This window comes from Pantoea sp. X-Soil-TKNS-1280 (assembly GCF_059730475.1).
Genome location: NZ_AP035962.1, coordinates 357,866 through 378,261 on the forward strand (window position 1 = coordinate 357,866; position 20,396 = coordinate 378,261).

The window sequence follows — 20,396 nt, forward strand, 5'->3', positions numbered from 1 at the left end:
AATGGCAGGCGTAACCCTTCAGACCGTCACCAAATCGTATGACGGCAAAAATCAGATCATTCAGCCGTTGAATATCACCATCAACGACGGTGAATTTATGGTGATGGTGGGCCCTTCCGGCTGCGGTAAATCGACGCTGCTGCGGATGGTTGCCGGGCTGGAGCGCGTCACCTCCGGCGATATTTATATCGACGACAAACGCGTGACTGACCTCGAACCGAAAGATCGCGGCATTGCCATGGTGTTCCAGAACTACGCGCTCTATCCGCATATGACGGTGGAAGAAAACATGGCCTACGGCCTGAAAATCCGCGGGATGGGCAAAGAACAGATTCGTCAGCGCGTGCTGGAAGCGGCGCGCAGCCTGGAGCTGGATCACCTGCTGACGCGTCGTCCGCGCGAGCTGTCCGGCGGCCAGCGCCAGCGTGTGGCGATGGGACGCGCTATCGTGCGTGAACCTGCGGTGTTCCTGTTCGATGAACCTTTGTCGAACCTCGATGCCCGCCTGCGCGTGCAGATGCGTCTGGAGTTGCAGCAGCTGCATCGCCGTCTGCAAACCACCAGCCTGTACGTTACCCACGATCAGGTCGAAGCGATGACGCTGGCACAACGGGTGATGGTGATGAACAAAGGGGTCGTTGAGCAGTTGGGCACGCCAGTTGAAGTGTACGAGCGTCCCGCCAGCCAGTTTGTTGCCGCCTTTATTGGTGCACCGGCGATGAACCTGCTGCCGGGGCAAATCAACAGCGACGGCACGCGTTTCAATCTCGATGCACTGCATGCGCTGCCGCTGGGAGAAAGCAAAGCGAAATGGGCCAACCGCCCTCTGACGCTGGGCATTCGCCCGGAACATATCCAGCTCAGCAGCCGCGAAGAGGGGGGCATTCCGCTGGTGGTGGAGACGCTGGAAATGCTCGGTGCCGATAATCTGGCGCATGGTCGTATCGGTGACGCGCGATTGGTGGTACGTTTGCCGCACAGCGAACGCCCGCAGGCGGGCAGCACACTGTGGCTGCAACTTCCGGCGAATGCGTTACATTTCTTCGATTCAACCCATGGAAAGCGTCTGGAATGAGTAAGCACAACTGGCCTTATCCGCACATCGTTGCCCATCGTGGCGGCGGGAAACTGGCCCCGGAAAATACCCTCGCCGCCATTGATATGGGCGCGCATTATCGCCATCAGATGATTGAGTTTGACGCCAAACTCTCCGACGATCGGCAGATTTTCCTGTTACATGACGACACGCTGGATCGTACCAGTAATGGCTGGGGCGTGGCGGGCGATCTGCCCTGGGACAAACTGGCGCAGCTGGATGCTGGCAGCTGGTTTAGCAACAAGTTTGCCGGTGAACCCCTGGCGTTGCTGAGTGATGTGGCAGCACGCTGTCGTCAGCATCAAATGATGGCGAATATTGAAATCAAACCGACCACTGGCAAAGAGGTGGAAACCGGGCGTGATGTGGCGTTAGCCGCACGCGATCTGTGGCAGGGGCAAACTGCGCCACTGTTGTCATCCTTTTCGTATGATGCGCTGGAAGCCGCCATGCAGGCGGTACCGGAACTGCCGCGTGGTTTATTGCTGGATAGCTGGCATGACGACTGGCAGGCGCTGACGGCGAGCCTCGATTGCGTGTCGATACATCTCAACCATAAGTTGCTGGACGCCGAACGTACCGCGCAGCTGAAGGCGGCGGGTCTGCACATTCTGGTGTATACCGTGAATCAGCCCGAGCGGGCGCGCGAGCTGCTGAGCTGGGGTGTCGATGCGATCTGTACCGACCGCATCGACATTATCGGTCCCGACTTCCGTTAGTATCCATTCTGCTGTTGTTGCGGTTGCTGGCCCGGCTGCGCGTTAATGACGCGTTGCTGGGCGCTATCGCGATGTTCCTGCATTTTGCGCTGCAAATCCTGTTTTTGCTGCTGCTGATCCTGTTGCAGTTTCAGCTTCTCCTGTTGTTGCTGAATTTGCATCTGCGTCTGCATCCGTTGCTGACTCGGGTTATAGCCGGGTTCGAACGGCTGGTTGGTATTATTCAGCATATTCGCCATGCTGCTTAACGGCAGCAGGGCCGCGAAAACGATTAGCCATTTTTTCATGGTCATTCCTCCATTAATACCGCCGTGCTGTGTGCCACTGGTGCCTTTCAGGCACCAACGCGGTAATCATAAGTTTATGCGATATTAAAAAGTCGCTATCCAGGAGTGCGCCGAATTTAGCGAAGCTGCTAATCTTTTTTCAGTGTTTGTAAACACTTGCATCAATGATAACAAATGTAAACAACTGAAAAGGATGGTAGCGGCATGGGGATACAAGGCAGTGTGCGCCGGTTTAGCTGGGCGTTGTTGATGAGTTTTACCCTGGTACAGGGCACGCAGGCGGCAGTGGGAAGCGCGCCGCCGGTTTCTTACGGTGTGGATAGCGACACCTTTCATCCGGTGAAGGCGAAACACGGCATGGTGGCATCGGTGGATGCCACAGCCACGGAAGTGGGGGTGCAGATTCTCAGGCAGGGCGGTAATGCAGTCGATGCCGCCGTGGCGGTCGGTTTTGCACTGGCGGTGACCCATCCGCAGGCCGGTAACCTCGGCGGTGGCGGATTTATGCTGCTGCGTACCGCTTCCGGCCACACCACCGCCATCGACTTTCGTGAAATGGCCCCGGCACGCGCCTCACGCAATATGTTCCTCGACAAGCAGGGCAATGCCGACAGTAAGTTATCACTCACTTCCCATCTGGCCTCCGGCACGCCGGGTACCGTCGCCGGTTTTGCACTGGCAGCGCAGAAATATGGCACGCTGCCGTTAAGCACCTTGCTGGCACCAGCGATCAAACTGGCGCGTAACGGTATCATCGTCAATGATGCGCTGGCAGACGATCTGGCCACCTATGGCAAAGAGAATCTCATCAATCATGACAATAGCCGCGCCATTTTCTATAAAGCAGACGGCCAGCCTTACCAGCAAGGCGATCGTCTGGTGCAGAAAAACCTCGCGCACAGCCTGCAACTGATTGCCCAGCAGGGACCAGACGCTTTTTATAAAGGTAAAATCGCCGACGAAATCGCTGGAGAAATGGCGCAACACGGCGGCCTGATTGGCAAGGCCGATCTCGCGGCTTACCGGGCTGTCGAGCGTAAACCGGTGAGCGGCAGCTACCGTGGCTATGAAGTGTTTTCAATGCCACCACCGTCCTCCGGTGGCATCCACATTGTTGAGATCCTCAATATCCTGGAAAATTTCGACCTGGCAAAAATGGGTTTCGGCAGCGCGGATGCGATGCAGGTGATGGCTGAGGCGGAAAAATATGCCTATGCCGACCGTTCGGAATATCTCGGCGACCCGGATTTCGTCAAGGTGCCGCAGCAGGCGCTGACCAGCAAAGCTTATGCGAAATCGCTGGCACAGCAGATCGACATCAACAAAGCGCGTCCATCAAGCGAAATCAAACCGGGCAAGCTGGAGCCGTATGAAAGCAACCAAACCACTCACTTCTCGGTGGTGGATAAAGACGGTAACGCGGTGGCGGTGACCTACACCCTGAATACCTATTTTGGCAGCGGTATCGTCGCGGGTCAGAGTGGCATCCTGATGAACAACGAAATGGATGATTTCTCCGCTAAGCCGGGCACGCCGAATATGTATGGCTTAGTTGGTGGTGACGCTAACGCAGTGCAGCCAGCCAAACGTCCGCTTTCCTCGATGTCGCCGACCATCGTGGTGAAAGACGGGAAAACCTGGCTGGTGACCGGTAGTCCGGGGGGGAGCCGTATTATCACCACTGTGCTGCAAATGGTGGTTAATAGCATCGATTTTGGTATGAACGTCGCGGAAGCGACCAATGCTCCACGTTTTCATCATCAGTGGCTGCCGGATCAGTTGCGTGTGGAGAAGGGGTTTAGCCCGGATACTTTGCGTTTGCTGGAGAGCAAGGGGCAGCATGTGAAGGTCATGCCCGCGATGGGCAGCACCCAGAGCATTATGATTGGGCCGGATGGCACGCGTTATGGGGCGTCCGATCCGCGCTCGGTGGATGATTTGAGTGCGGGGTATTGAACCTCGTTCAGGGGTGATTTCGTTCGCTTCGAGCTGATTTCGTTCGCTACTGACTTAGGTAGTTTCAGTTCGCCAGTGCGGCGACCGAGCAAAGGGGGCCAGGCCGTCCCCTTTGCATTCCCCGGCCCTGCGCCGCCTGCCTCGCCGCTTCGCGGCTTTTTCGCGCGATAAATCGCGCCGCTACAACTTCCGACGGACCGGCGTCGATTCGCTCCTGCTCAACGCCGCCTTTCGCCGCATCCATGCGGCTCATCCTGGAATCGCTCCCTCGCTCAGCGAGTCCGGATGGTGCTCACACCCCCGCTGCAACCACGATGACTTTCTGGGTTTTTTCTTTTGCTGTTTGTTTTTTATTAGATGGTCCTGCAAACGGGGGGGTGAGCGGCATTCGCAGCGCCGAGCGCAGAGTGAAGGCCAGGACGAGCCGCATGGATGCGGCGAGAGGGCGGCATGAGCCATGGATGGCGAATCCGCGTGGTCCGTTGGCCTGAGTGATAAGCGAGGGAACAGCGCGTAGCGCTGCGCGAGGACGCCGCAGGGCGCGGATTGCAAAGGTCCGCGCCCTCGGACCTTTGCCCGTCCGCCTGCACAGGCGGTCCTGAAACTCGGCAATGCCTGGCGGGCGGAACCTTCTCGGTGTCAGCGCACTGCAACGGGCGGAACCCCCTATTTCAACCGCGCCATATAATCGGTATCCACCAGCTCGCCGTTACGCATTGCATGGCGGCGCGCGGTGCCTTCCCGCTCAAAACCGAACTTTTTATACAAACCAATGGCGGCGACATTGTCAGCAAACACCGTCAGTTCAATGCGCGTCACCTGCAACCAGTTGTCGCAAAGATCCACCATCGCCGCCATCAGCGCGGAACCCACGCCACGGCGATGAAACGCCGGATCGACGCCCATCCCCAGGGTGGCGGTATGGCGACGGCGCATCACCTCCAGCACGCTGACGGTGAGTTGTCCCACCACCTGTCCCTCAATGCACGCCACCAGACGTTGCTCCCCCGGGCGAATGCTTTGCAGTCGCTCCTGCCACAGCGCCGGTGATTGCAACGGCAGGTGCAGGGTATCCGCCTGGGTTTCTGCGTGGCTATACAGCTGGAACAGCGCGGTGGCATCAGCGGGCGTGGTGTGGCGGACAACGATGGGACTCATGGTGCGGCTCCTTATGCAAAATGGAAAAATCCCCTTTAACATCAAGGATTTTATACGTTGCGTCAATGGAAAATAATTCGCAAAAGGACTTTACAGACGAGAATGATAATGATTATTATTGCGATGCGGCCCCGGGAAGTCCTCCTGACAAACCGGGAAAGCACGACATTGCTCACATTGCTTCCAGTATTACTTAGCCAGCTCGGGTGCTGGCTTTTTTTTTGCCTTTTTCCGACATCCGGCACCGATCCTGCTTCCTGCGCCCCGTTTACAAACGTATGACAATTTAATGATAGACTCAGCGTATCTCTGACCTCAGGCGCTTACGATGAAGAAGAAAAGACCGGTACTACAGGACGTTGCCGATCGCATCGGCATCACAAAAATGACTGTCAGCCGCTACCTGCGCAATCCTGAACAGGTCTCCGCTGCGCTGCGCGACAAAATCGCCATCGCGCTGGATGAACTGGGTTATATCCCGAACCGCGCGCCCGACATGCTCTCCAACGCCACCAGCCGCGCCATCGGCGTATTGCTACCGTCACTCACCAACCAAGTCTTTGCTGACGTGCTGCGCGGCATCGAAACCGTCACTGATGAGGCGGGTTATCAGACGCTGGTGGCGCACTTCGGCTACAACGCGCAGAAAGAAGAGCTGCAACTGCGTTCGCTGTTGGGATGGAACATCGATGGGGTGATTCTGACGGAGCGCAGCCATACGCCGGGTACGCTGCGGATGCTGGAAGTGGCCGGTATTCCGGTGATCGAAATGATGGACTCGGTCTCGCCGTGTCTCGATATGGCTGTCGGTTTTAATAACGTCGAAGCTGCGCGCCAGATGACTCACGCTATTCTGAAAAAAGGCCATCGGCACACCGTTTATCTCGGTGCACGCCTTGATGAACGTACTCTGCAGAAACAGCAGGGTTATGAGCAGGCCATGCGTGAAGCAGGGTTAACGCCACACAGCGTGATGATGGAAGATGCTTCATCGTTCAGCGCCGGATCTTTGCTGCTGCGTGAGGCACAAAAGCGCTATCCGCAGACGGACAGCCTGTTCTGTACCAACGATGACCTCGCTGTCGGTGCGATGTTTGAGTGTCAGCGTCAGGGATTGCGTGTGCCTGACCAGATGGCGATCGCCGGTTTCCACGGTCACGATATCACCCAGGTGGTAAATCCGCGTCTGGCGACGGTGCTGACTCCGCGTGAGCGTATGGGACGGGAGTCTGCGGCAATGCTGCTGGCGCGCATTGGCGGCGATCGTTCCGTCACCGCACCGCTGGATGTCGGCTTTGAAATTGCCGAAGGCGGCAGCATCTGATTCTGGCGATTTTTTGAGTCAGTTCACACTTTCGTGCTTTTCCCGGCAAAAGGGTTGCCAGCCTGTGACCGGGTGCCGACAATGATGATCGAATTTGTTATCGGTAACATTGGCAGGAATCACTGCCGGAGCGCAAAAAAATGACAACGCCATCCCCGTCGCACCATGTTTTTATCCTGATGGGTGTGTCCGGCAGCGGAAAGTCTGCCGTCGCCAATCAGGTTTCACACCAACTTAACACCGCCTTTCTTGACGGTGACTTTCTGCATCCACGTAGCAACATCATGAAAATGGCCGAAGGCCATCCACTGGATGACAACGATCGCCGCCCGTGGTTACAGGCGCTGAACGATGCCGCCTTTGCCATGCAGCGCACTCAGGCAGTCTCCATCATTGTTTGTTCAGCGTTGAAAAAGTCCTATCGCGACATTCTGCGTCAGGGCAACCACAACCTGAAATTTGTCTATCTAAAGGGTGATTTTGAAACCATCGAATCACGCCTGAAAGCCCGCAAAGGCCACTTCTTCAAACCACAGATGCTGGTAACGCAGTTTGCCACGCTGGAAGAACCCGGCGCGAACGAACCCGATGTACTGGTGGTTGATATTAATCATTCACTGGATGAGGTAGTTGCGGCCACGGTTGCGACCATCAAGGGAGCAATCAACAAGGGTTAGTCATGAGTACCGCAACGCTGGTGTTAACTGCAGCAGGCTCTGTCCTGCTGCTGCTGTTTTTGGTGATGAAAGCGCGTATGCACGCCTTTGTCGCCCTGATGTTAGTGTCTATTGGTGCCGGTTTGTTCTCCGGTATGCCGCTCGATAAAATTGCCGATACCATGCAGAAAGGCATGGGCGGTACGCTTGGTTTCCTCGCGATTGTGGTGGCGCTGGGCGCGATGTTCGGCAAAATCCTGCATGAAACCGGCGCGGTCGATCAGATTGCCATCCGCATGCTGAAAACCTTTGGTGAAAGCCGCGCGCATTACGCGATGGGCATTGCCGGGTTGATCTGTGCGCTGCCGCTGTTCTTCGAAGTGGCGGTGGTGCTGCTGATCAGCATTGCCTTTGCTGTGGCGCGTCGTACTGGCGACAACCTGGTGAAGCTGGTGATCCCGCTGTTTGCCGGGGTGGCGGCGTCTGCCGCGTTCCTGCTGCCGGGGCCAGCTCCAATGCTGCTGGCATCACAGATGCACGCTGATTTTGGCTGGATGATTTTGCTGGGCCTGTGTGCCGCTATCCCTGGCATGCTGATCGCCGGTCCGCTGTTTGGCAATCTGATCGCTAAGCATGTGACCTTTAGTTCGCCGCCGGAGGATCATCAGCCGGATGTGGAAGAGGGCAAGCTGCCATCGTTTGGCTTCAGTCTGTCGCTGATCCTCTTCCCGCTGCTGCTGGTGGGGCTGAAAACCATTGGCGCACGTTTCACCACGCCGGGCACAAGTCTGTACCAGTGGCTGGAGTTTATCGGCCACCCGTTTACCGCGATTCTGCTGGCCTGTCTGGTGGCGATCTATGGTCTGGCCTATCGCCAGGGCATGGATAAAGAGAAGGTGATGCAGGTGTGCGGCAGCGCACTGCAACCCGCGGGGATCATTCTGCTGGTGATTGGTGCCGGTGGCGTGTTCAAGCAGGTACTGGTGGATTCCGGGGTTGGTCCGGTGCTGGGTCATGCGCTGATTGGTGCGGGTCTGCCGATTGCGCTGGCCTGCTTTATCCTTTCGGGTGCGGTACGTGTGATTCAGGGATCGGCAACGGTTGCCTGTCTGACGACCGTCGGCCTGGTGATGCCGGTGATCGAACCGCTGCATTACAGCGGCGCGCAGCTGGCGGCGCTATCAATTTGTATCGGCGGTGGCTCCATCATTATCAGCCACGTCAATGACGCAGGTTTCTGGTTGTTTGGCCGCTTCACCGGCGCTTCCGAAGGCGAGACGCTGAAGACCTGGACAATGATGGAAACCATCCTCGGCACCACTGGCGCGATTGTCGGGATGATTGCGTTTACGTTGTTGTCATAACAACCATGCGCAATAAATTGCGCCGCTACAAATCGCAGAGATCGGTAGCGGCGCGATTTATCGCGCTGTGTTATTCATCATCCCGATCGTCATCCGGCTGCTCCAGCACCGTGTAAGCCACGGCACAGAACAGCGAGTTCAGACGCTTCATATCCCCCAGCAGGCCAAGGTGCAGCGAACTGGTTTCGATGCTTTGCACATTTTGCTGGTGCAGACGTTCGACGTGGGCATGGGAAAAACGACGAATCAGAATCCGGAAGCGATGCTTGGCGCGGCGCAGACGTTTGGCGCTGGCGACATCGTGTGACAAAAATACCGACAGGCTAAGCCGCAGGTTATTCAGAACCTGTTCCTGCAGAGTCTCCAGCTCCTCCAGCCCTTCGGGTGAGAAGGCCCGGCGCGCGGCCAGCGCTTTATCCGCCACGTCAGCGCTCATGCGTTCGATGATATCTCCCGCCTGTTCCAGGTTCAGTGCCATCTCAATGATCTCAGCCCAGCGGCGCGAATCCTCTTCCGGCAAATCCTCTTTCGGCATGCGTGCCAGGTAGAGTTTGATGGCGGTGTACAGCACGTCGACGTCATCGTCCAGCCTGCGCACCGCGCGCTCTTCGCGCAGGTCGCCATGCACCACTTTGCTGAAGGTCTCCACCATCTGCTCAACCACATCACCGATACGCAGCGTTTCACGCGCCGCATTAACCAGCGCCAGCGCCGGGGTGTCGAGGGCGCTGCTGTCGAGGTGTTTCGGTTTCAGGCGGGCATCGATTTCCGTGTCATCGCTGATCATCCGGTGGCACAGGCGCGCCATCGGTTCAGCGAACGGCACCATCACCAGACAACGAATCAGGTTGTAGAAAACATGGAAGAAGATCACCAGTTCTTCATCATGCACTGGCAGCTTATCCAGTATATCGGCGATCGGATTGACGAACGGCAGGATGGCAACACAGCCGATCAGTTTGAACAGCAGGCTGCCGAGCGCCACGCGTTTACCCGCTGCATTGGAGCCGCTGGCGTTAATCATCGCCAGCAGGCCGCTGCCGAGGTTGGCACCAATCACCAGACACAGCGCCACTTTAAAGGAGATCACTCCGGTAGCAGTGAGGGTCGCGGTAATCAGCACGGCGGCAAGGCTGGAGTAACTAATGATGGCGAATACCGCACCAATCAGGGCATCCAGCATCACGTCGCCCGTCAGGGTGGCGAACAGCACATGTACGCCCGCCGCTTGGGTGATCGGGCGGGCTGCCGCCACAATCAGCTGCAATGCCAGCAGAATCAGCCCGAGACCAATGCTGGCACGTCCCAGCTGGCCGATGCGCATCTGCTTGCGGCTGAGGAACGCGATCACACCAAACAGAATAAACAGCGGCGAGAGCCAGGAGAGATCGAAGGTCAGGATACGCGCCATGATCGCCGTACCGACGTCCGCGCCGAGTACCACCACCAGGGCGGGTGTCAGGCTAACGAGGTTCTGGGCGACAAACGAGGTGACCAGCAGGGTGGTGGCATTGCTACTCTGAACCAGCGCAGTGACGCCGATACCGGCGAGAAATGCCATCGGTTTTTTTTCCACGCTGCGACTGAGTACGCGGCGTAAGTCGGCACCGTAGACCCGCATAATCCCGGTACGGACGATGTGGGTGCCCCATACCAGCAGGGCCACGGCAGACAAAAGGTTTAACAGGGTTAACACGTAAGCAGGCTCCTTAACCGTCAGGCTTTAACAGCAGGCTGCGAGCCTGACGGAGAGCGCAACCTGTACAAGGTAATGCCGCGCTGCGTTGCCAATTTTTCCTGTAATTTAAGCGACCTGGCGCAACGTCGACATCTCTAACTGTAGCCCAATCTGCATCCCGGTGGGGTGTAAATCGGCGACGCTACGGTTCAAAACATCAACTGAAAGCTCGACATTGTGCGCCAGCACACGATAGCGGATGACGTTGCCCAGCAGGCTATGGCTGAGAATAGTGGCCGGAATACCCGCTTCCGGGGCGCAGATCAGGATCGATTCCGGACGAATCGCCACCTGGCCGGTAAAGGTTTGTCCGGTCAGCTGAGTTGCCTGCTCGGCACTCAGCAGGTTGTAGTTGCCGATAAAACCAGCAGCAAACAGATCGGCGGGCTGGGTATATAAGGCTTCGGCGTTGCCGTTCTGCACAATTTTACCGCGATTCATCAGCACGATACGGTCGGAGAGCGTCAGCGCTTCTTCCTGATCGTGGGTGACGAAAATGGTGGTGAGCTTCAGTTCCTGCTGAATATTACGGATCTGCTCGCGCAAATGGCGGCGGATACGCGCATCCAGCGCCGACAGCGGTTCATCCAGCAGCAGCAGGCGCGGACGCGTCACCAGTGAACGTGCCAGCGCTACGCGTTGACACTGGCCGCCGGACAGCTGATGCGGATAGCGGCGGGCGAAATCGGTCAGTTCAACTAACGCCAGTGCCTCCATTACCCGTTGCTGGATCTCACCCGCGGCCAGTTTCTGCATCTTCAGGCCGAAAGCCACATTCTTTTCAACCGTCATATTCGGGAACAGCGCATAGCTCTGAAACACCATGCCGATGGTGCGCTTCTGCGGTGGCAGCGGCACGATATCCTGACCCTGCAACAAAATCTGGCCGCTATCGACCGAGGTTAACCCGGCGATACAGCGCAGCAGCGTGGATTTGCCGCAGCCGCTCGGGCCGAGCAGGGTGACAAATTCGCCCTCATCGGCGCTGAAATCGATATTTTCGAAAATGGTAGTTGGGCCGTAGCTTTTATTCAGCTGTTTGACGTTCAGATAACTCATGGTCAGCCTCGTTCAGGATTGAGGGCGTTCGCCAGCCAGGTAACCAGCAGGACGACAACAAAATAGGAGATCACCAGTGCGCTGGTGAAATGGCCGCTGCCATTGCGCATGTTGTAGAGATAAACCTGTAAGGTTTCATAGCGGGTGCCGACCAGCAGGTTAGCGAAGACAAACTCACCTATCAGGAAAGAGAAGGAGAGCAGCACGGCAATGAACACCCCTTTGCGCAGGTTGGGCAGCACCACAAACAACGCGGCCTGCCAGGTGCTGGCACCGAGCAGGTGTGCGGCATCAATCAGCTCCCGCAGGTTGATGGCCTGCATATTGTTGGAGATGGCGCGATAGATAAACGGCAGCGCGATGGTGAAGTAACACCCCACCAGAATCCACGGCGTACCGGTCAGCATCAGCGGCGATGATGAGTACAGCTGCAATAAACCCACTGACGAGACCACCGGCGGTACGGCAAACGGCATCAGGATCAGCACGTTCATCACCGCGTCCAGCTTCGGAAAATAGTAAGCGATCACAAACATCGCAGGCAGCACCAGCACTAACGAGAATAGCAACGCGCCAAAACAAATCAGCAGCGAGTGGCCGAGCGCGGTCAGGAACCGGCTGTCGCTCCACAATTCAAAGAACCACTTTAGCGTGTAGCCCTGCGGCAGAATGGTATCGCTCCATTCTGAGGAGAGCGCATACAGCAAGGTCGCGATCAGTGGCGTGGCCAGGATAATCAGCAGCAGCCAGACAATCAGGCGGTGATAGACTTTTTCTACGCGAGACATGGGCCGCTCCTCAGGACGGTTTAGCGTTGAGATAACTGCGGCGCACCAGATATTGCTGCACCACCGTAATCAGCGCCATCAGCAGCACCAGCAGCATCGCCAGCGCGCCGCCGGTGTTGGGATCAAGCGAGATATCGCCCGATACCAGCGCGGCAATACGCACCGGCACCACGTTAAAGTTACCGGTGGTGAGTGCATAAATGGTGGCATACGCGCCAAGGGCGTTTGCCAGCAGAATCACAAAAGTGCCGAGCAGGGCCGGGAACAGAATCGGCAGGCCGATATGCCACCAGTAGCGCCAGCGGCTGGCCCCCAGCAGTGCAGCGGATTCCTGCCAGTCCTGACGCAGGCCATCAAAGGCCGGATACAGCAACAGAATGCCGAGCGGGATCTGGAACCAGGTGTAAACAATCACCATGCCGTCGCGCGAGAACAGTTTGAAGCTTTCCAGCAAATTGTAGTGGCGCAGCAGCAGCGTCAGGCAGCCGTTCAGGCCCAGCAAAATGACAAAGGCAAACGCCAGCGGGACGCCGGCGAAGTTGCTGGTCATGTTGGTAAATGACATCAAAAAACGCTGAAAGCGTCCGCTGCCCAGCTGATGCAGTGAATATCCGGCGACCAGCGCAATCAGCAAACCATAAATGCTCGACCAGATGGAGATATCCAGCGACAGGCGAAACGCCTGTAAATAGAAGGGTGAGGTCAGGATATCGGTGTAATTATCCAGCCCCCAGGCTTCATTCATGTCGCTCCAGAAGCTGTTGATGGCGATCCACAGCAAGGGCGCGAGCTGGAATGCTACCCAGAACAGGGCAAAGGGCAGCAACAGCAGTAGCGCGAGGCCTTTACCCTTCATGACGCGGCTCCGCCAGCAGGCCGCGGCAGACCGGTTTATCATGCTCAACGCCAAGCAGGGTGCAGACGATACCGCACAGCTCCGTCTGTTGTGGTTCCAGATCAGGCTGCTTTGAGAAGCCCTCACCAAACACAAACAGCGGGACATGGGTCTCTTCCGGCAAAATGCCGCCGTGCGAACGGTCGTCGTTCATGCCGTGATCGGCAGTGACAATCACCTGATAACCGGCGGCCAGCCAGCCCGGCATCCAGTGCGACAGATAACCATCGGCCATGCGTGCGCGGTTGCGGTACTGTGGCGATGACAGGCTATGTTTGTGCCCGGCATCATCGATGTTCATCGGGTGGATCAACAAAAAGTCAGGGTCATGACGCAGACGCAGGCTTTCCGCGTCTTCAAACAGATGGGAATCCGGATAGCCGTCGTCCCAGTAAAAGTGCCCATATTGAATGGGCAGATCAGGCGCGACCGTATGCCGGTCGCGCGCTGCATTGAAGGGGGTTTGGTTATAGAGTTCACTCACCCAGTGGTAGGCAGCGGCAGCGGTGGTTAAACCGGCGGCGCGCGCGTAATGGAAGATGCTGCGCTCTTTACTCAACCGGCTGACACCGTTATGAATAATACCGCTGCGCACCGGCGTGATGCCGGTAAGAATGCATTCATACAGCGGTCGCGACAGTGACGGCAGTTCGCAGGTCAGCGTGTAATATTGACCATTGCCCTGCGCGCATTCGGCAAACAGGTAGCCCATCGCATGTTGTGCGACCTGATTGCTCAACCCATCCAGTACCACCAGGATCGTTTTCATCCCCTTCTCCTTACTGCTGCATATTGATGATTACGTTCTCCTGCCACAGACGCGGCAGCGCTTTTGACGTTTTGTCCCAGGCAGCCTGGTCTTTGATCGGGCGGGCATTTTTATATTCAGACTGCGGCAGCAGTTTGGCCTGCACGTCTGCGGGCAGCGTCAGGTATTGCGCGCGAATCGGGCGGGCATAACCTTTCGCCAGGTTGGTTTGGCCAGCATCAGAGAAGATATATTCACGCGCCAGTTTGGCGGCGTTCGGGTGTTTGGCGTATTTGTTGATGATGGTGGTGTAACCAGAGGTCACGGAGCCGTCAGACGGGATCACCACTTCATAGCGGTTTTTGTCGATCTGATCGCGATAGTTCAGGCCATTAAAGTCCCACACCACAGCAACCTGGATTTCGCCTTTTTCGATGTTGGCAATCACCGGATCGGTCACGCCCAGGCGGCCCTGTTTGGCGAGATCAGCAAAGAAACCCAGTGCCGGTTTCAGGTTCTTTTCATCACCGCCCAGCGCATAGTTGGCCGCTAGCACGCCGTTGGCAGCCTGAGCAGCCACGCCTACGTCACCGATAGTGACCACATACTTACCTTTCTTCAGATCGGCCCAGCTGTGCGGCACATCTTTAACCTGCTGTTTGTCGACCAGGAAAGCGATGGTGCCGGTATAAGCCAGCATCCAGTTACCTTCTTTGTCTTTCGCCCAATCCGGGACCTGATCCCAGTGTGTTGGCTTATAAGGCTGAGCCAGACCTTTCGCGACCGCAACAGGACCGAAAGCGGCACCCACGTCACCGATATCGGCGCTGGCGTTCTCTTTCTCTGCGGCAAATTTCGCCAGTTCCTGCGCCGAAGACATATCGGTATCGCTGTGCTTCAGGCCATATTTGCTGCTGATGTCATTCCATGTGTCTTTCCAGTTGGCCCAGCTATCTGGCATGCCGACACTGTTGATTTGACCTTCGCTGCGCGCGGCTTTTTCCAGCGCGGCAAGATCGTTGTCGGCAGCTTGCGCGGCGGGCAGCGCAAGCAGTACGGCACTGGCTACTACAGAGGCGATTAACGCTTTCATCTCAGTTGCTCCCGGTGTAAGTTGAGGGACATCTTGGTCTAGTCCAGCAAGAACCGAGCCAATGTAGCCTTTGCATATGAAGGTTTTATGACTACAGCGGTAAAATGTGGTGTGGCGAGCAAATCCACATGCCATGCTGGAGCGCAATGATGTCGGGCATAGCTTGTCACTGAATTGTCATCGAACTGTCATAGTGCAGCTTCGCACCAAAATGAGGCTTTATAGATGTCGTCGAAAACGGCGGACGTAATTGCAGCCGCGCTGCACAGTCGTATTGATGCAGGGGAGTTCGCCAGCGGGCGCTTACCGGCTGAACGCAGCCTGAGCGAACAATATTCCACCACGCGTATTACCCTGCGTGAAGCGCTGGGATTGCTGGAGGCGCAGGGCATTATCTACCGCGAGCTGCGGCGTGGCTGGTTTCTGGCACCGCCAAGGCTGGTATATAACCCGCTGCATCACAGCCATTTCCACGCGATGGCGGCACAGCAGGGACGTATTGCCAGCACCGAAGTGATTGAGGCGCGCCAGGTACTGGTGCTGCAATCGGTGGCGCAACAGTTGCAGCTGGCGGAGGGGGATGATGTTTATCTGATTCGTCGTCTGCGCCGCATCGATGGCCGTGCGGTGTTGTATGTGGAGCACTACCTCAATCCACATTATTTTCCCGGCCTGCTCGAAGAGGATCTCACCCGTTCCCTGACTGACCTCTATAACCAGCGCTATGGCATCCGTTACGGCGGTGCGCGCTTTACTATTTTGCCGGGGCCATTGCCTGCTCGCGCAGCGCCTGCGCTGAATGTTGCCAGTGGCACACCGGGGTTACTGATCACCCGTATCAACCGTGACCAGCATAAACGGGTGATTGACTGTGACTGTGAATACTGGCGCTACGATGCGCTCTGTGTGGATGTTGATGTCTGAGTATATTGTGAATTTGATCACACTATCGCATGATAGCGCCAGAGATAAGGCGTTCTATTAAGGCGAAGAAATGACTGAAAAATCAATGGCGGGGCAACTGATTGCCCGGGGTCTGCAATGGGTGCTGAACCTCGGGTTGGTGATCCTGGCAATCATTCTGGTGGTGTTTCTCGGTAAAGAAACTATCCATCTGGCGAATGTGCTGTTCAGCACTGGCGAACAGGCATCGTCATTCCTGCTCATCGAAGGGATTGTTATCTATTTTCTCTATTTCGAGTTTATCGCGCTGATTGTGAAGTATTTTCAGTCGGGTTATCACTTCCCGCTGCGCTACTTCGTCTATATCGGTATTACCGCGATTATTCGTTTAATTATTGTCGACCATAAAAATCCTTTCGATACGCTGTGCTATTCGGCGGCGATTCTGATTCTGGTGATTACCTTGTGGCTGGCGAACAGCAACCGCCTGAAACGCGAGTAATTCACCTGCTATAGCGGCGCGATGTTTTATTTTGCCTTCGGGTGCCGAAAACCGCGCCGTTACCAATTCGTGCAAGCACGCAGCGGCAGTGGTGCGTTACACTGAGACACTTTTTTCTGTGGAGTGTTTTTATGTCTCAGGATGCGCTGGCGCAACTGCGCGCGCTGCACTGGCTGCCCGCTTCTTCTCCTTTGCTTTCCGCTCCTTTGCTGGACTGGCTTATGGAAGAGGATTCAATGACCCGGCGCTTTGAGCAGCATTGCCAGCAGGTCACCGTCAAGGTTGTGCGTGAAGGTTTTATCCCTGCCAGTGAGCTGGAGGATGAAGGCCAGCAACTGCCAGAGGATGAACGCTTCTGGCTGCGGGAAATTATCCTGTGTGGTGACGGTATCCCCTGGCTGGCTGGGCGAACGCTGGTGCCCGAAAGCACGCTAAATGGACCTGAGCAAATGCTACAGCAACTCGGCACGCGACCTCTTGGCCGTTATCTTTTTGCTTCTTCAACGCTGACACGCGATTTTATCGAACCAGGCCAGGTTGATGAATTGTGGGGACGTCGTTCACGCCTGCGTCTATCGGGCAAGCCGCTGTTGTTAACTGAACTGTTTTTACCTGCGTCACCGCTGTACCGCACGCAGGTTCAAGGATAAAGATTGTGCAAAAGACTCTGGGAATAAATAAATTGCAGGCGTACAGCCGCCTGATGCGTATAGATAAACCCATTGGTACCTTGCTGTTGCTGTGGCCCACACTATGGGCGCTGTGGTTATCGGGGATGGCGATCCCGCCGTTATCGGTACTGCTGGTGTTTGTGTTGGGTGTGATCGTGATGCGTGCAGCCGGTTGTGTGATCAATGACTACGCTGACCGTAAAGTCGATGGGCATGTGAAACGCACTGCCGCCCGCCCGCTAGCCAGTGGCCTGGTGTCTGAGAAAGAGGCAAAGCTGCTGTTTGTTGGCCTGGCGTTGTTGGCATTTGTGCTGGTACTGACCATGAATCTTATGACGATTCTGCTGTCGGTTGTCGGGCTGGCACTGGCCTGGGTCTATCCCTTTATGAAGCGCTATACCCATCTGCCACAGGTGGTCCTGGGCGCGGCATTTGGCTGGGCGATTCCGATGGGTTGGGCCGCAGTTAGTGAGTCCTTACCTCTGGTTTGCTGGCTGGTGTTTATTGCTAACCTGTGCTGGACCGTTGCATACGATACGCAATACGCCATGGTGGACAGGGATGATGATCTGAAGATTGGGGTGAAATCGACGGCGATTCTGTTTGGTCGGTATGACAAGCTGATCATCGGCCTGCTACAACTGGCGACGCTGGGTCTGATGGCTGTGGTGGGATTACTGCTGAATCTGAATGGTGCATTTTACTGGTCGCTGCTGCTGGCGGCAGGTTTGTTTGTCCATCAACAGAAACTGATTGCCCGGCGCGAGCGTGAGCCCTGCTTCCAGGCGTTCCTCAACAATAACTACGTTGGCCTGGTGCTGTTTATTGGCATTCTGTTGAATACCCTGCCGTTTATTGGTTTGATGTAGTCGCGGTAGATCAGATGAAAAAAAAGCCGTCATCGGTAAAGGATGACGGCTTTTTTATTTCTGGCTGGCGTTAATCGTGAACGGTGGCGCTCTCAATCGTCAGGCGCACATCGCTGGTGACCAGCTCTGCCAGCATCAGCCACATAATCTGCGTACGTTGCACATCGGCATCGCCGCTGTCGTTGAGATAGCCCTCATCTCGCAGGGTCATCACCAGTGTCGTGAATACCGCTTTATCGAAGAACTCTGGTGCATTAATGCCATGGAGCACTGACAGGCGCTGTGCCAGCGTGCGGCTCTCTTTCTCCAGCGTGCCCCGGTTGATGCTGGGTTTCGCGCTGAGGATGGAGAAGGTAATGGCAAAACGCTGTAAGGTTTCACGAATACCGGCTGCCAATAGCTGAAGGGTACGAGAGCGTGCAGCACTCAGCTTCAGCAGGCCATCCTGTTGGCTCACCAGACCCTGGCGCGCCATTTCAGCACAAAGATTCTGCAGCAAGACAGGTAACTCATCGCTGCTCCAGCGCAGGAACAGTTCACTCTTCAGCATTGGATACACCAGACTCACCTGGCGCAGTAACTCCGCTTCACTGATTTCCCGGTGCTGCTGCACAATCGCGGCAATCAATGATGGCATAACCAGCATATGCTGGATATTGTTGCGGTAATAGGTCATCAGAACCGCCTGCTCGCGCGGCAGAATGATGATGTCACCAATGTTGTCCTGCTCGGTCTCAAACTTGTTCATGCCCATGGCGTGATCAAGCAGCGCTTCAGCACTGAGGTCCGGCACTGTGGCTTCTGACGAGTAAGGGACATTGCGCAGCAACTGGGTATAGCATTCCAGTTGCTCAATCAGTTGCTCGCGGGTAAGCGAACGCTGACGAGATGCCAGCAGTGCGGTAACGCACAGGTTCATCGCATTGGCGGCCCCGGCTTCGTTAATTCGCACCATCAGACGGTTCGCGATGTCATTGACGGCGGGGGTCATCCACGCCTGACGCGGTGGTTCAATCGGATCGATGGACTCACGCCATTCCGGCACATGTTTGTTCAGGTAATTCACCAGCGGCAGCGGTTCGCCGAAGTTGACATAACCCTGGCCCAGATTGCGCAACTTGCGCAGGCCGCGCACCATCTGCATAAAGCCTTCTTTTTCTTTCACCGCCCCGCGCAGTTCTTTGGCGTAGGTCCCCACTTCCATCACATGCTCGTACCCAATGTAAATCGGCACGAAGGTGATCGGACGGCTGCTGCCACGCAACAGGGCCTGTAACGTCATCGACAGGGTGCCGGTTTTCGGGTCCAGCAGGCGGCCGGTACGTGAACGTCCACCCTCGACAAAGTATTCAACCGAGTAGCCGCGATTAAACAACTCGCCAAGATATTCACGAAAAACAGTAGAATAGAGCTTGTTGCCTTTAAAGGTACGGCGAATAAAGAACGCACCCAGGCGACGGAAAATCGGACCGGCAGGCCAGAAGTTAAGATTGATACCGGCAGCGATGTGCGGTGGTACCAGGCCCTGGTGGTAAAGCACATAGGAGAGCAGCAGGTAATCCATATGGCTGCGATGGCAGGGAACATAGACAATCTCGTGACCATCCTGTGCCAGCTGACGTACGCGCTCGCCGCCATTGACGTTGATACCCTGATAGAGTCGGCTCCACATCCATCCCATGACGCGGTCAGTGACGCGGATGGCCTCATAGGAGAAGTCAGCCGCAATCTCTTCCATCATTTCAATGGCGTTCTGCTGTGCCTTCTCATGGGAAATCTTTTTGCTGCGCGCTTCATCTTCCACAGCCTTTTCAATGGCTTTCGATTGCAACAGCTTGTTAAACAGATCCTGGCGGGCGGGTAAACGCGGGCCGATGGCAGCCAGACGCTGGCGGGCGAAGTGAATACGCGCCACGCGGGCCAGTTTTTGCGCAATTGACTTGTCAGTTCCATGCTCGGTTGCCATCTGACGTAGCGACACTGTCGGCGAGAAGCGGACAAAGCTGTCGCGGCCATGCCAGAGAATGGCAAAGAACTTCTGTACACCGTTAAGAATGCGCAGATGTGGCGTCTGTTCACCCTGTACTTCACGGCCTGGTGCGCGTCCAAACATCACCGACACGGGCAGCATTTGCACATCCAGTTCGGGGTTGCTGCGATGCAGATCGAGATAGTCATGAAATAGCTTCACTGACTCCAGATTCGGCACGAAATAAGGGAAAACGCGCGGACCGTCGTGGATAAAGACATAGCGTGGCAACAACGTACCATCAATTTCCAGCGGTGTAAGCGGATCCGGCAGATCGTGTTTCAGACACTGCGAACGCAGTGTGAGTAGATCGGCCTTGGAATCGTAAGGCAGCACATATAGGATTGGCCGCGTTGAATCTAACCCATGTTCAGACACAGGATCCGACGGAATAGCCTTACTCTTTACCAAAATGGAGAGTGGTAAATTCAATAATTTATAATAAAGTTTACGCCAACCTGACATAGACAACTTTAAGCCTCTTGTTAGCAAAGCGCGGCAAGCATACCAGAAAGTGCCGCGAAGATCTGTGGCCGTGCCA

At 56.1% G+C, this 20,396-nt stretch carries 19 protein-coding genes; 10 read left to right on the forward strand and 9 right to left on the reverse strand.

The genetic code is table 11. The features are described 5' to 3' along the window. The first annotated feature begins 1 nt into the window (after nucleotide 1). Nucleotides 2-1,075: a sn-glycerol-3-phosphate import ATP-binding protein UgpC gene (locus AC6I8X_RS01620; protein ID WP_299447208.1), complete on the forward strand. Its 1,074-nt coding sequence runs from the start codon at nucleotides 2-4 to the stop codon at nucleotides 1,073-1,075. Next, nucleotides 1,072-1,815 carry a glycerophosphodiester phosphodiesterase gene (gene ugpQ / locus AC6I8X_RS01625; protein ID WP_313688880.1) on the forward strand — a complete coding sequence of 248 codons (744 nt, stop codon included), beginning with the start codon at nucleotides 1,072-1,074 and terminating at the stop codon, nucleotides 1,813-1,815. The genes AC6I8X_RS01620 and ugpQ overlap by 4 nt, the downstream gene beginning before the upstream one ends. Here ugpQ and AC6I8X_RS01630 read toward each other — a convergent pair. After that, nucleotides 1,812-2,102 (reverse strand): DUF2756 domain-containing protein, encoded by a 291-nt coding sequence (locus AC6I8X_RS01630; protein ID WP_313688878.1) that lies wholly within the window; start codon nucleotides 2,100-2,102, stop codon nucleotides 1,812-1,814. The genes ugpQ and AC6I8X_RS01630 overlap by 4 nt on opposite strands. A gap of 204 nt (nucleotides 2,103-2,306) precedes the next feature. Between AC6I8X_RS01630 and ggt the strand changes: the two genes are divergently transcribed. After that, nucleotides 2,307-4,058 (forward strand): gamma-glutamyltransferase, encoded by a 1,752-nt coding sequence (gene ggt, locus AC6I8X_RS01635; RefSeq protein WP_497840443.1) that lies wholly within the window; start codon nucleotides 2,307-2,309, stop codon nucleotides 4,056-4,058. Nucleotides 4,059-4,724: 666 nt separating this feature from the next. Here the strand turns inward: ggt and AC6I8X_RS01640 are convergent. Continuing rightward, nucleotides 4,725-5,216 (reverse strand): GNAT family N-acetyltransferase, encoded by a 492-nt coding sequence (locus tag AC6I8X_RS01640; RefSeq protein ID WP_497840445.1) that lies wholly within the window; start codon nucleotides 5,214-5,216, stop codon nucleotides 4,725-4,727. Between the two features lie 328 nt (nucleotides 5,217-5,544). Here AC6I8X_RS01640 and gntR point away from each other — a divergent pair, with 328 nt between their 5' ends. The 3 genes from gntR to gntU all read left to right on the forward strand — a co-directional run bounded on the left by gntR (nucleotide 5,545) and on the right by gntU (nucleotide 8,560). Beyond that, complete coding sequence (gene gntR, locus AC6I8X_RS01645) at nucleotides 5,545-6,540, forward strand: gluconate operon transcriptional repressor GntR (protein WP_299447223.1); 996 nt, start codon at nucleotides 5,545-5,547, stop codon at nucleotides 6,538-6,540. Nucleotides 6,541-6,680: 140 nt separating this feature from the next. Then, complete coding sequence (gene gntK, locus AC6I8X_RS01650; protein WP_084871815.1) at nucleotides 6,681-7,217, forward strand: gluconokinase; 537 nt, start codon at nucleotides 6,681-6,683, stop codon at nucleotides 7,215-7,217. A 2-nt stretch (nucleotides 7,218-7,219) separates the two neighbouring features. After that, a complete protein-coding gene (gntU, locus tag AC6I8X_RS01655; protein ID WP_084871816.1) occupies nucleotides 7,220-8,560 on the forward strand; it encodes a gluconate transporter in 1,341 nt (446 codons plus the stop codon). 70 nt (nucleotides 8,561-8,630) lie between these two features. Here gntU and AC6I8X_RS01660 read toward each other — a convergent pair whose 3' ends face one another. The 6 genes from AC6I8X_RS01660 to AC6I8X_RS01685 all read right to left on the reverse strand — a co-directional run bounded on the left by AC6I8X_RS01660 (nucleotide 8,631) and on the right by AC6I8X_RS01685 (nucleotide 14,881). Continuing rightward, on the reverse strand, nucleotides 8,631-10,256 hold the full coding sequence (locus AC6I8X_RS01660; RefSeq protein ID WP_313683592.1) for a Na/Pi cotransporter family protein: 1,626 nt from the start codon (nucleotides 10,254-10,256) through the stop codon (nucleotides 8,631-8,633). A gap of 108 nt (nucleotides 10,257-10,364) precedes the next feature. Next, nucleotides 10,365-11,357, reverse strand: a complete 993-nt coding sequence (locus AC6I8X_RS01665) for an ABC transporter ATP-binding protein (protein ID WP_313683593.1) — start codon at nucleotides 11,355-11,357, stop codon at nucleotides 10,365-10,367. A gap of 2 nt (nucleotides 11,358-11,359) precedes the next feature. Beyond that, nucleotides 11,360-12,145 (reverse strand): ABC transporter permease, encoded by a 786-nt coding sequence (locus tag AC6I8X_RS01670; RefSeq protein ID WP_299447235.1) that lies wholly within the window; start codon nucleotides 12,143-12,145, stop codon nucleotides 11,360-11,362. Nucleotides 12,146-12,155: 10 nt separating this feature from the next. Continuing rightward, entirely contained in the window at nucleotides 12,156-13,001 is an 846-nt protein-coding gene (locus AC6I8X_RS01675; protein ID WP_084871820.1) for an ABC transporter permease, read from the reverse strand. Next, entirely contained in the window at nucleotides 12,991-13,809 is an 819-nt protein-coding gene (locus AC6I8X_RS01680) for an alkaline phosphatase family protein (protein WP_313683594.1), read from the reverse strand. The genes AC6I8X_RS01675 and AC6I8X_RS01680 overlap by 11 nt, the downstream gene beginning before the upstream one ends. Before the next feature lie 10 nt (nucleotides 13,810-13,819). Beyond that, a complete protein-coding gene (locus AC6I8X_RS01685) occupies nucleotides 13,820-14,881 on the reverse strand; it encodes an ABC transporter substrate-binding protein (RefSeq protein WP_084871822.1) in 1,062 nt (353 codons plus the stop codon). Between the two features lie 225 nt (nucleotides 14,882-15,106). On the opposite strand from AC6I8X_RS01685, the gene AC6I8X_RS01690 reads away from it, so the two are divergent. The 4 genes from AC6I8X_RS01690 (at nucleotide 15,107) to ubiA (ending at nucleotide 17,826) form a co-directional block, all read left to right on the forward strand. Beyond that, nucleotides 15,107-15,805, forward strand: coding sequence for a UTRA domain-containing protein (locus AC6I8X_RS01690; RefSeq protein ID WP_497840446.1), 699 nt, complete (start codon nucleotides 15,107-15,109; stop codon nucleotides 15,803-15,805). Nucleotides 15,806-15,875: 70 nt separating this feature from the next. Beyond that, nucleotides 15,876-16,286: a phosphate-starvation-inducible protein PsiE gene (psiE, locus tag AC6I8X_RS01695; RefSeq protein ID WP_084871824.1), complete on the forward strand. Its 411-nt coding sequence runs from the start codon at nucleotides 15,876-15,878 to the stop codon at nucleotides 16,284-16,286. Between the two features lie 131 nt (nucleotides 16,287-16,417). Further along, complete coding sequence (ubiC, locus tag AC6I8X_RS01700; protein WP_313683595.1) at nucleotides 16,418-16,936, forward strand: chorismate lyase; 519 nt, start codon at nucleotides 16,418-16,420, stop codon at nucleotides 16,934-16,936. 5 nt (nucleotides 16,937-16,941) lie between these two features. Further along, nucleotides 16,942-17,826, forward strand: a complete 885-nt coding sequence (gene ubiA, locus AC6I8X_RS01705; RefSeq protein ID WP_497840447.1) for a 4-hydroxybenzoate octaprenyltransferase — start codon at nucleotides 16,942-16,944, stop codon at nucleotides 17,824-17,826. Nucleotides 17,827-17,896: 70 nt separating this feature from the next. Here ubiA and plsB read toward each other — a convergent pair whose 3' ends face one another. Beyond that, nucleotides 17,897-20,320 carry a glycerol-3-phosphate 1-O-acyltransferase PlsB gene (plsB, locus tag AC6I8X_RS01710; protein ID WP_497841008.1) on the reverse strand — a complete coding sequence of 808 codons (2,424 nt, stop codon included), beginning with the start codon at nucleotides 20,318-20,320 and terminating at the stop codon, nucleotides 17,897-17,899. Between the last annotated feature and the right edge of the window lie 76 nt (nucleotides 20,321-20,396).

Bases quoted from the DNA above. Each gene is read 5' to 3' on its own strand.
- AC6I8X_RS01620 (WP_299447208.1), top strand. From the start codon at position 2: ATGGCAGGCGTAACCCTTCAGACCGTCACCAAATCGTATGACGGCAAA.
- ugpQ (WP_313688880.1), top strand. From the start codon at position 1,072: ATGAGTAAGCACAACTGGCCTTATCCGCACATCGTTGCCCATCGTGGC.
- AC6I8X_RS01630 (WP_313688878.1), bottom strand. From the start codon at position 2,102: ATGAAAAAATGGCTAATCGTTTTCGCGGCCCTGCTGCCGTTAAGCAGC.
- ggt (WP_497840443.1), top strand. From the start codon at position 2,307: ATGGGGATACAAGGCAGTGTGCGCCGGTTTAGCTGGGCGTTGTTGATG.
- AC6I8X_RS01640 (WP_497840445.1), bottom strand. From the start codon at position 5,216: ATGAGTCCCATCGTTGTCCGCCACACCACGCCCGCTGATGCCACCGCG.
- gntR (WP_299447223.1), top strand. From the start codon at position 5,545: ATGAAGAAGAAAAGACCGGTACTACAGGACGTTGCCGATCGCATCGGC.
- gntK (WP_084871815.1), top strand. From the start codon at position 6,681: ATGACAACGCCATCCCCGTCGCACCATGTTTTTATCCTGATGGGTGTG.
- gntU (WP_084871816.1), top strand. From the start codon at position 7,220: ATGAGTACCGCAACGCTGGTGTTAACTGCAGCAGGCTCTGTCCTGCTG.
- AC6I8X_RS01665 (WP_313683593.1), bottom strand. From the start codon at position 11,357: ATGAGTTATCTGAACGTCAAACAGCTGAATAAAAGCTACGGCCCAACT.
- AC6I8X_RS01670 (WP_299447235.1), bottom strand. From the start codon at position 12,145: ATGTCTCGCGTAGAAAAAGTCTATCACCGCCTGATTGTCTGGCTGCTG.
- AC6I8X_RS01675 (WP_084871820.1), bottom strand. From the start codon at position 13,001: ATGAAGGGTAAAGGCCTCGCGCTACTGCTGTTGCTGCCCTTTGCCCTG.
- AC6I8X_RS01680 (WP_313683594.1), bottom strand. From the start codon at position 13,809: ATGAAAACGATCCTGGTGGTACTGGATGGGTTGAGCAATCAGGTCGCA.
- AC6I8X_RS01685 (WP_084871822.1), bottom strand. From the start codon at position 14,881: ATGAAAGCGTTAATCGCCTCTGTAGTAGCCAGTGCCGTACTGCTTGCG.
- AC6I8X_RS01690 (WP_497840446.1), top strand. From the start codon at position 15,107: ATGTCGTCGAAAACGGCGGACGTAATTGCAGCCGCGCTGCACAGTCGT.
- psiE (WP_084871824.1), top strand. From the start codon at position 15,876: ATGACTGAAAAATCAATGGCGGGGCAACTGATTGCCCGGGGTCTGCAA.
- ubiC (WP_313683595.1), top strand. From the start codon at position 16,418: ATGTCTCAGGATGCGCTGGCGCAACTGCGCGCGCTGCACTGGCTGCCC.
- plsB (WP_497841008.1), bottom strand. From the start codon at position 20,320: ATGTCAGGTTGGCGTAAACTTTATTATAAATTATTGAATTTACCACTC.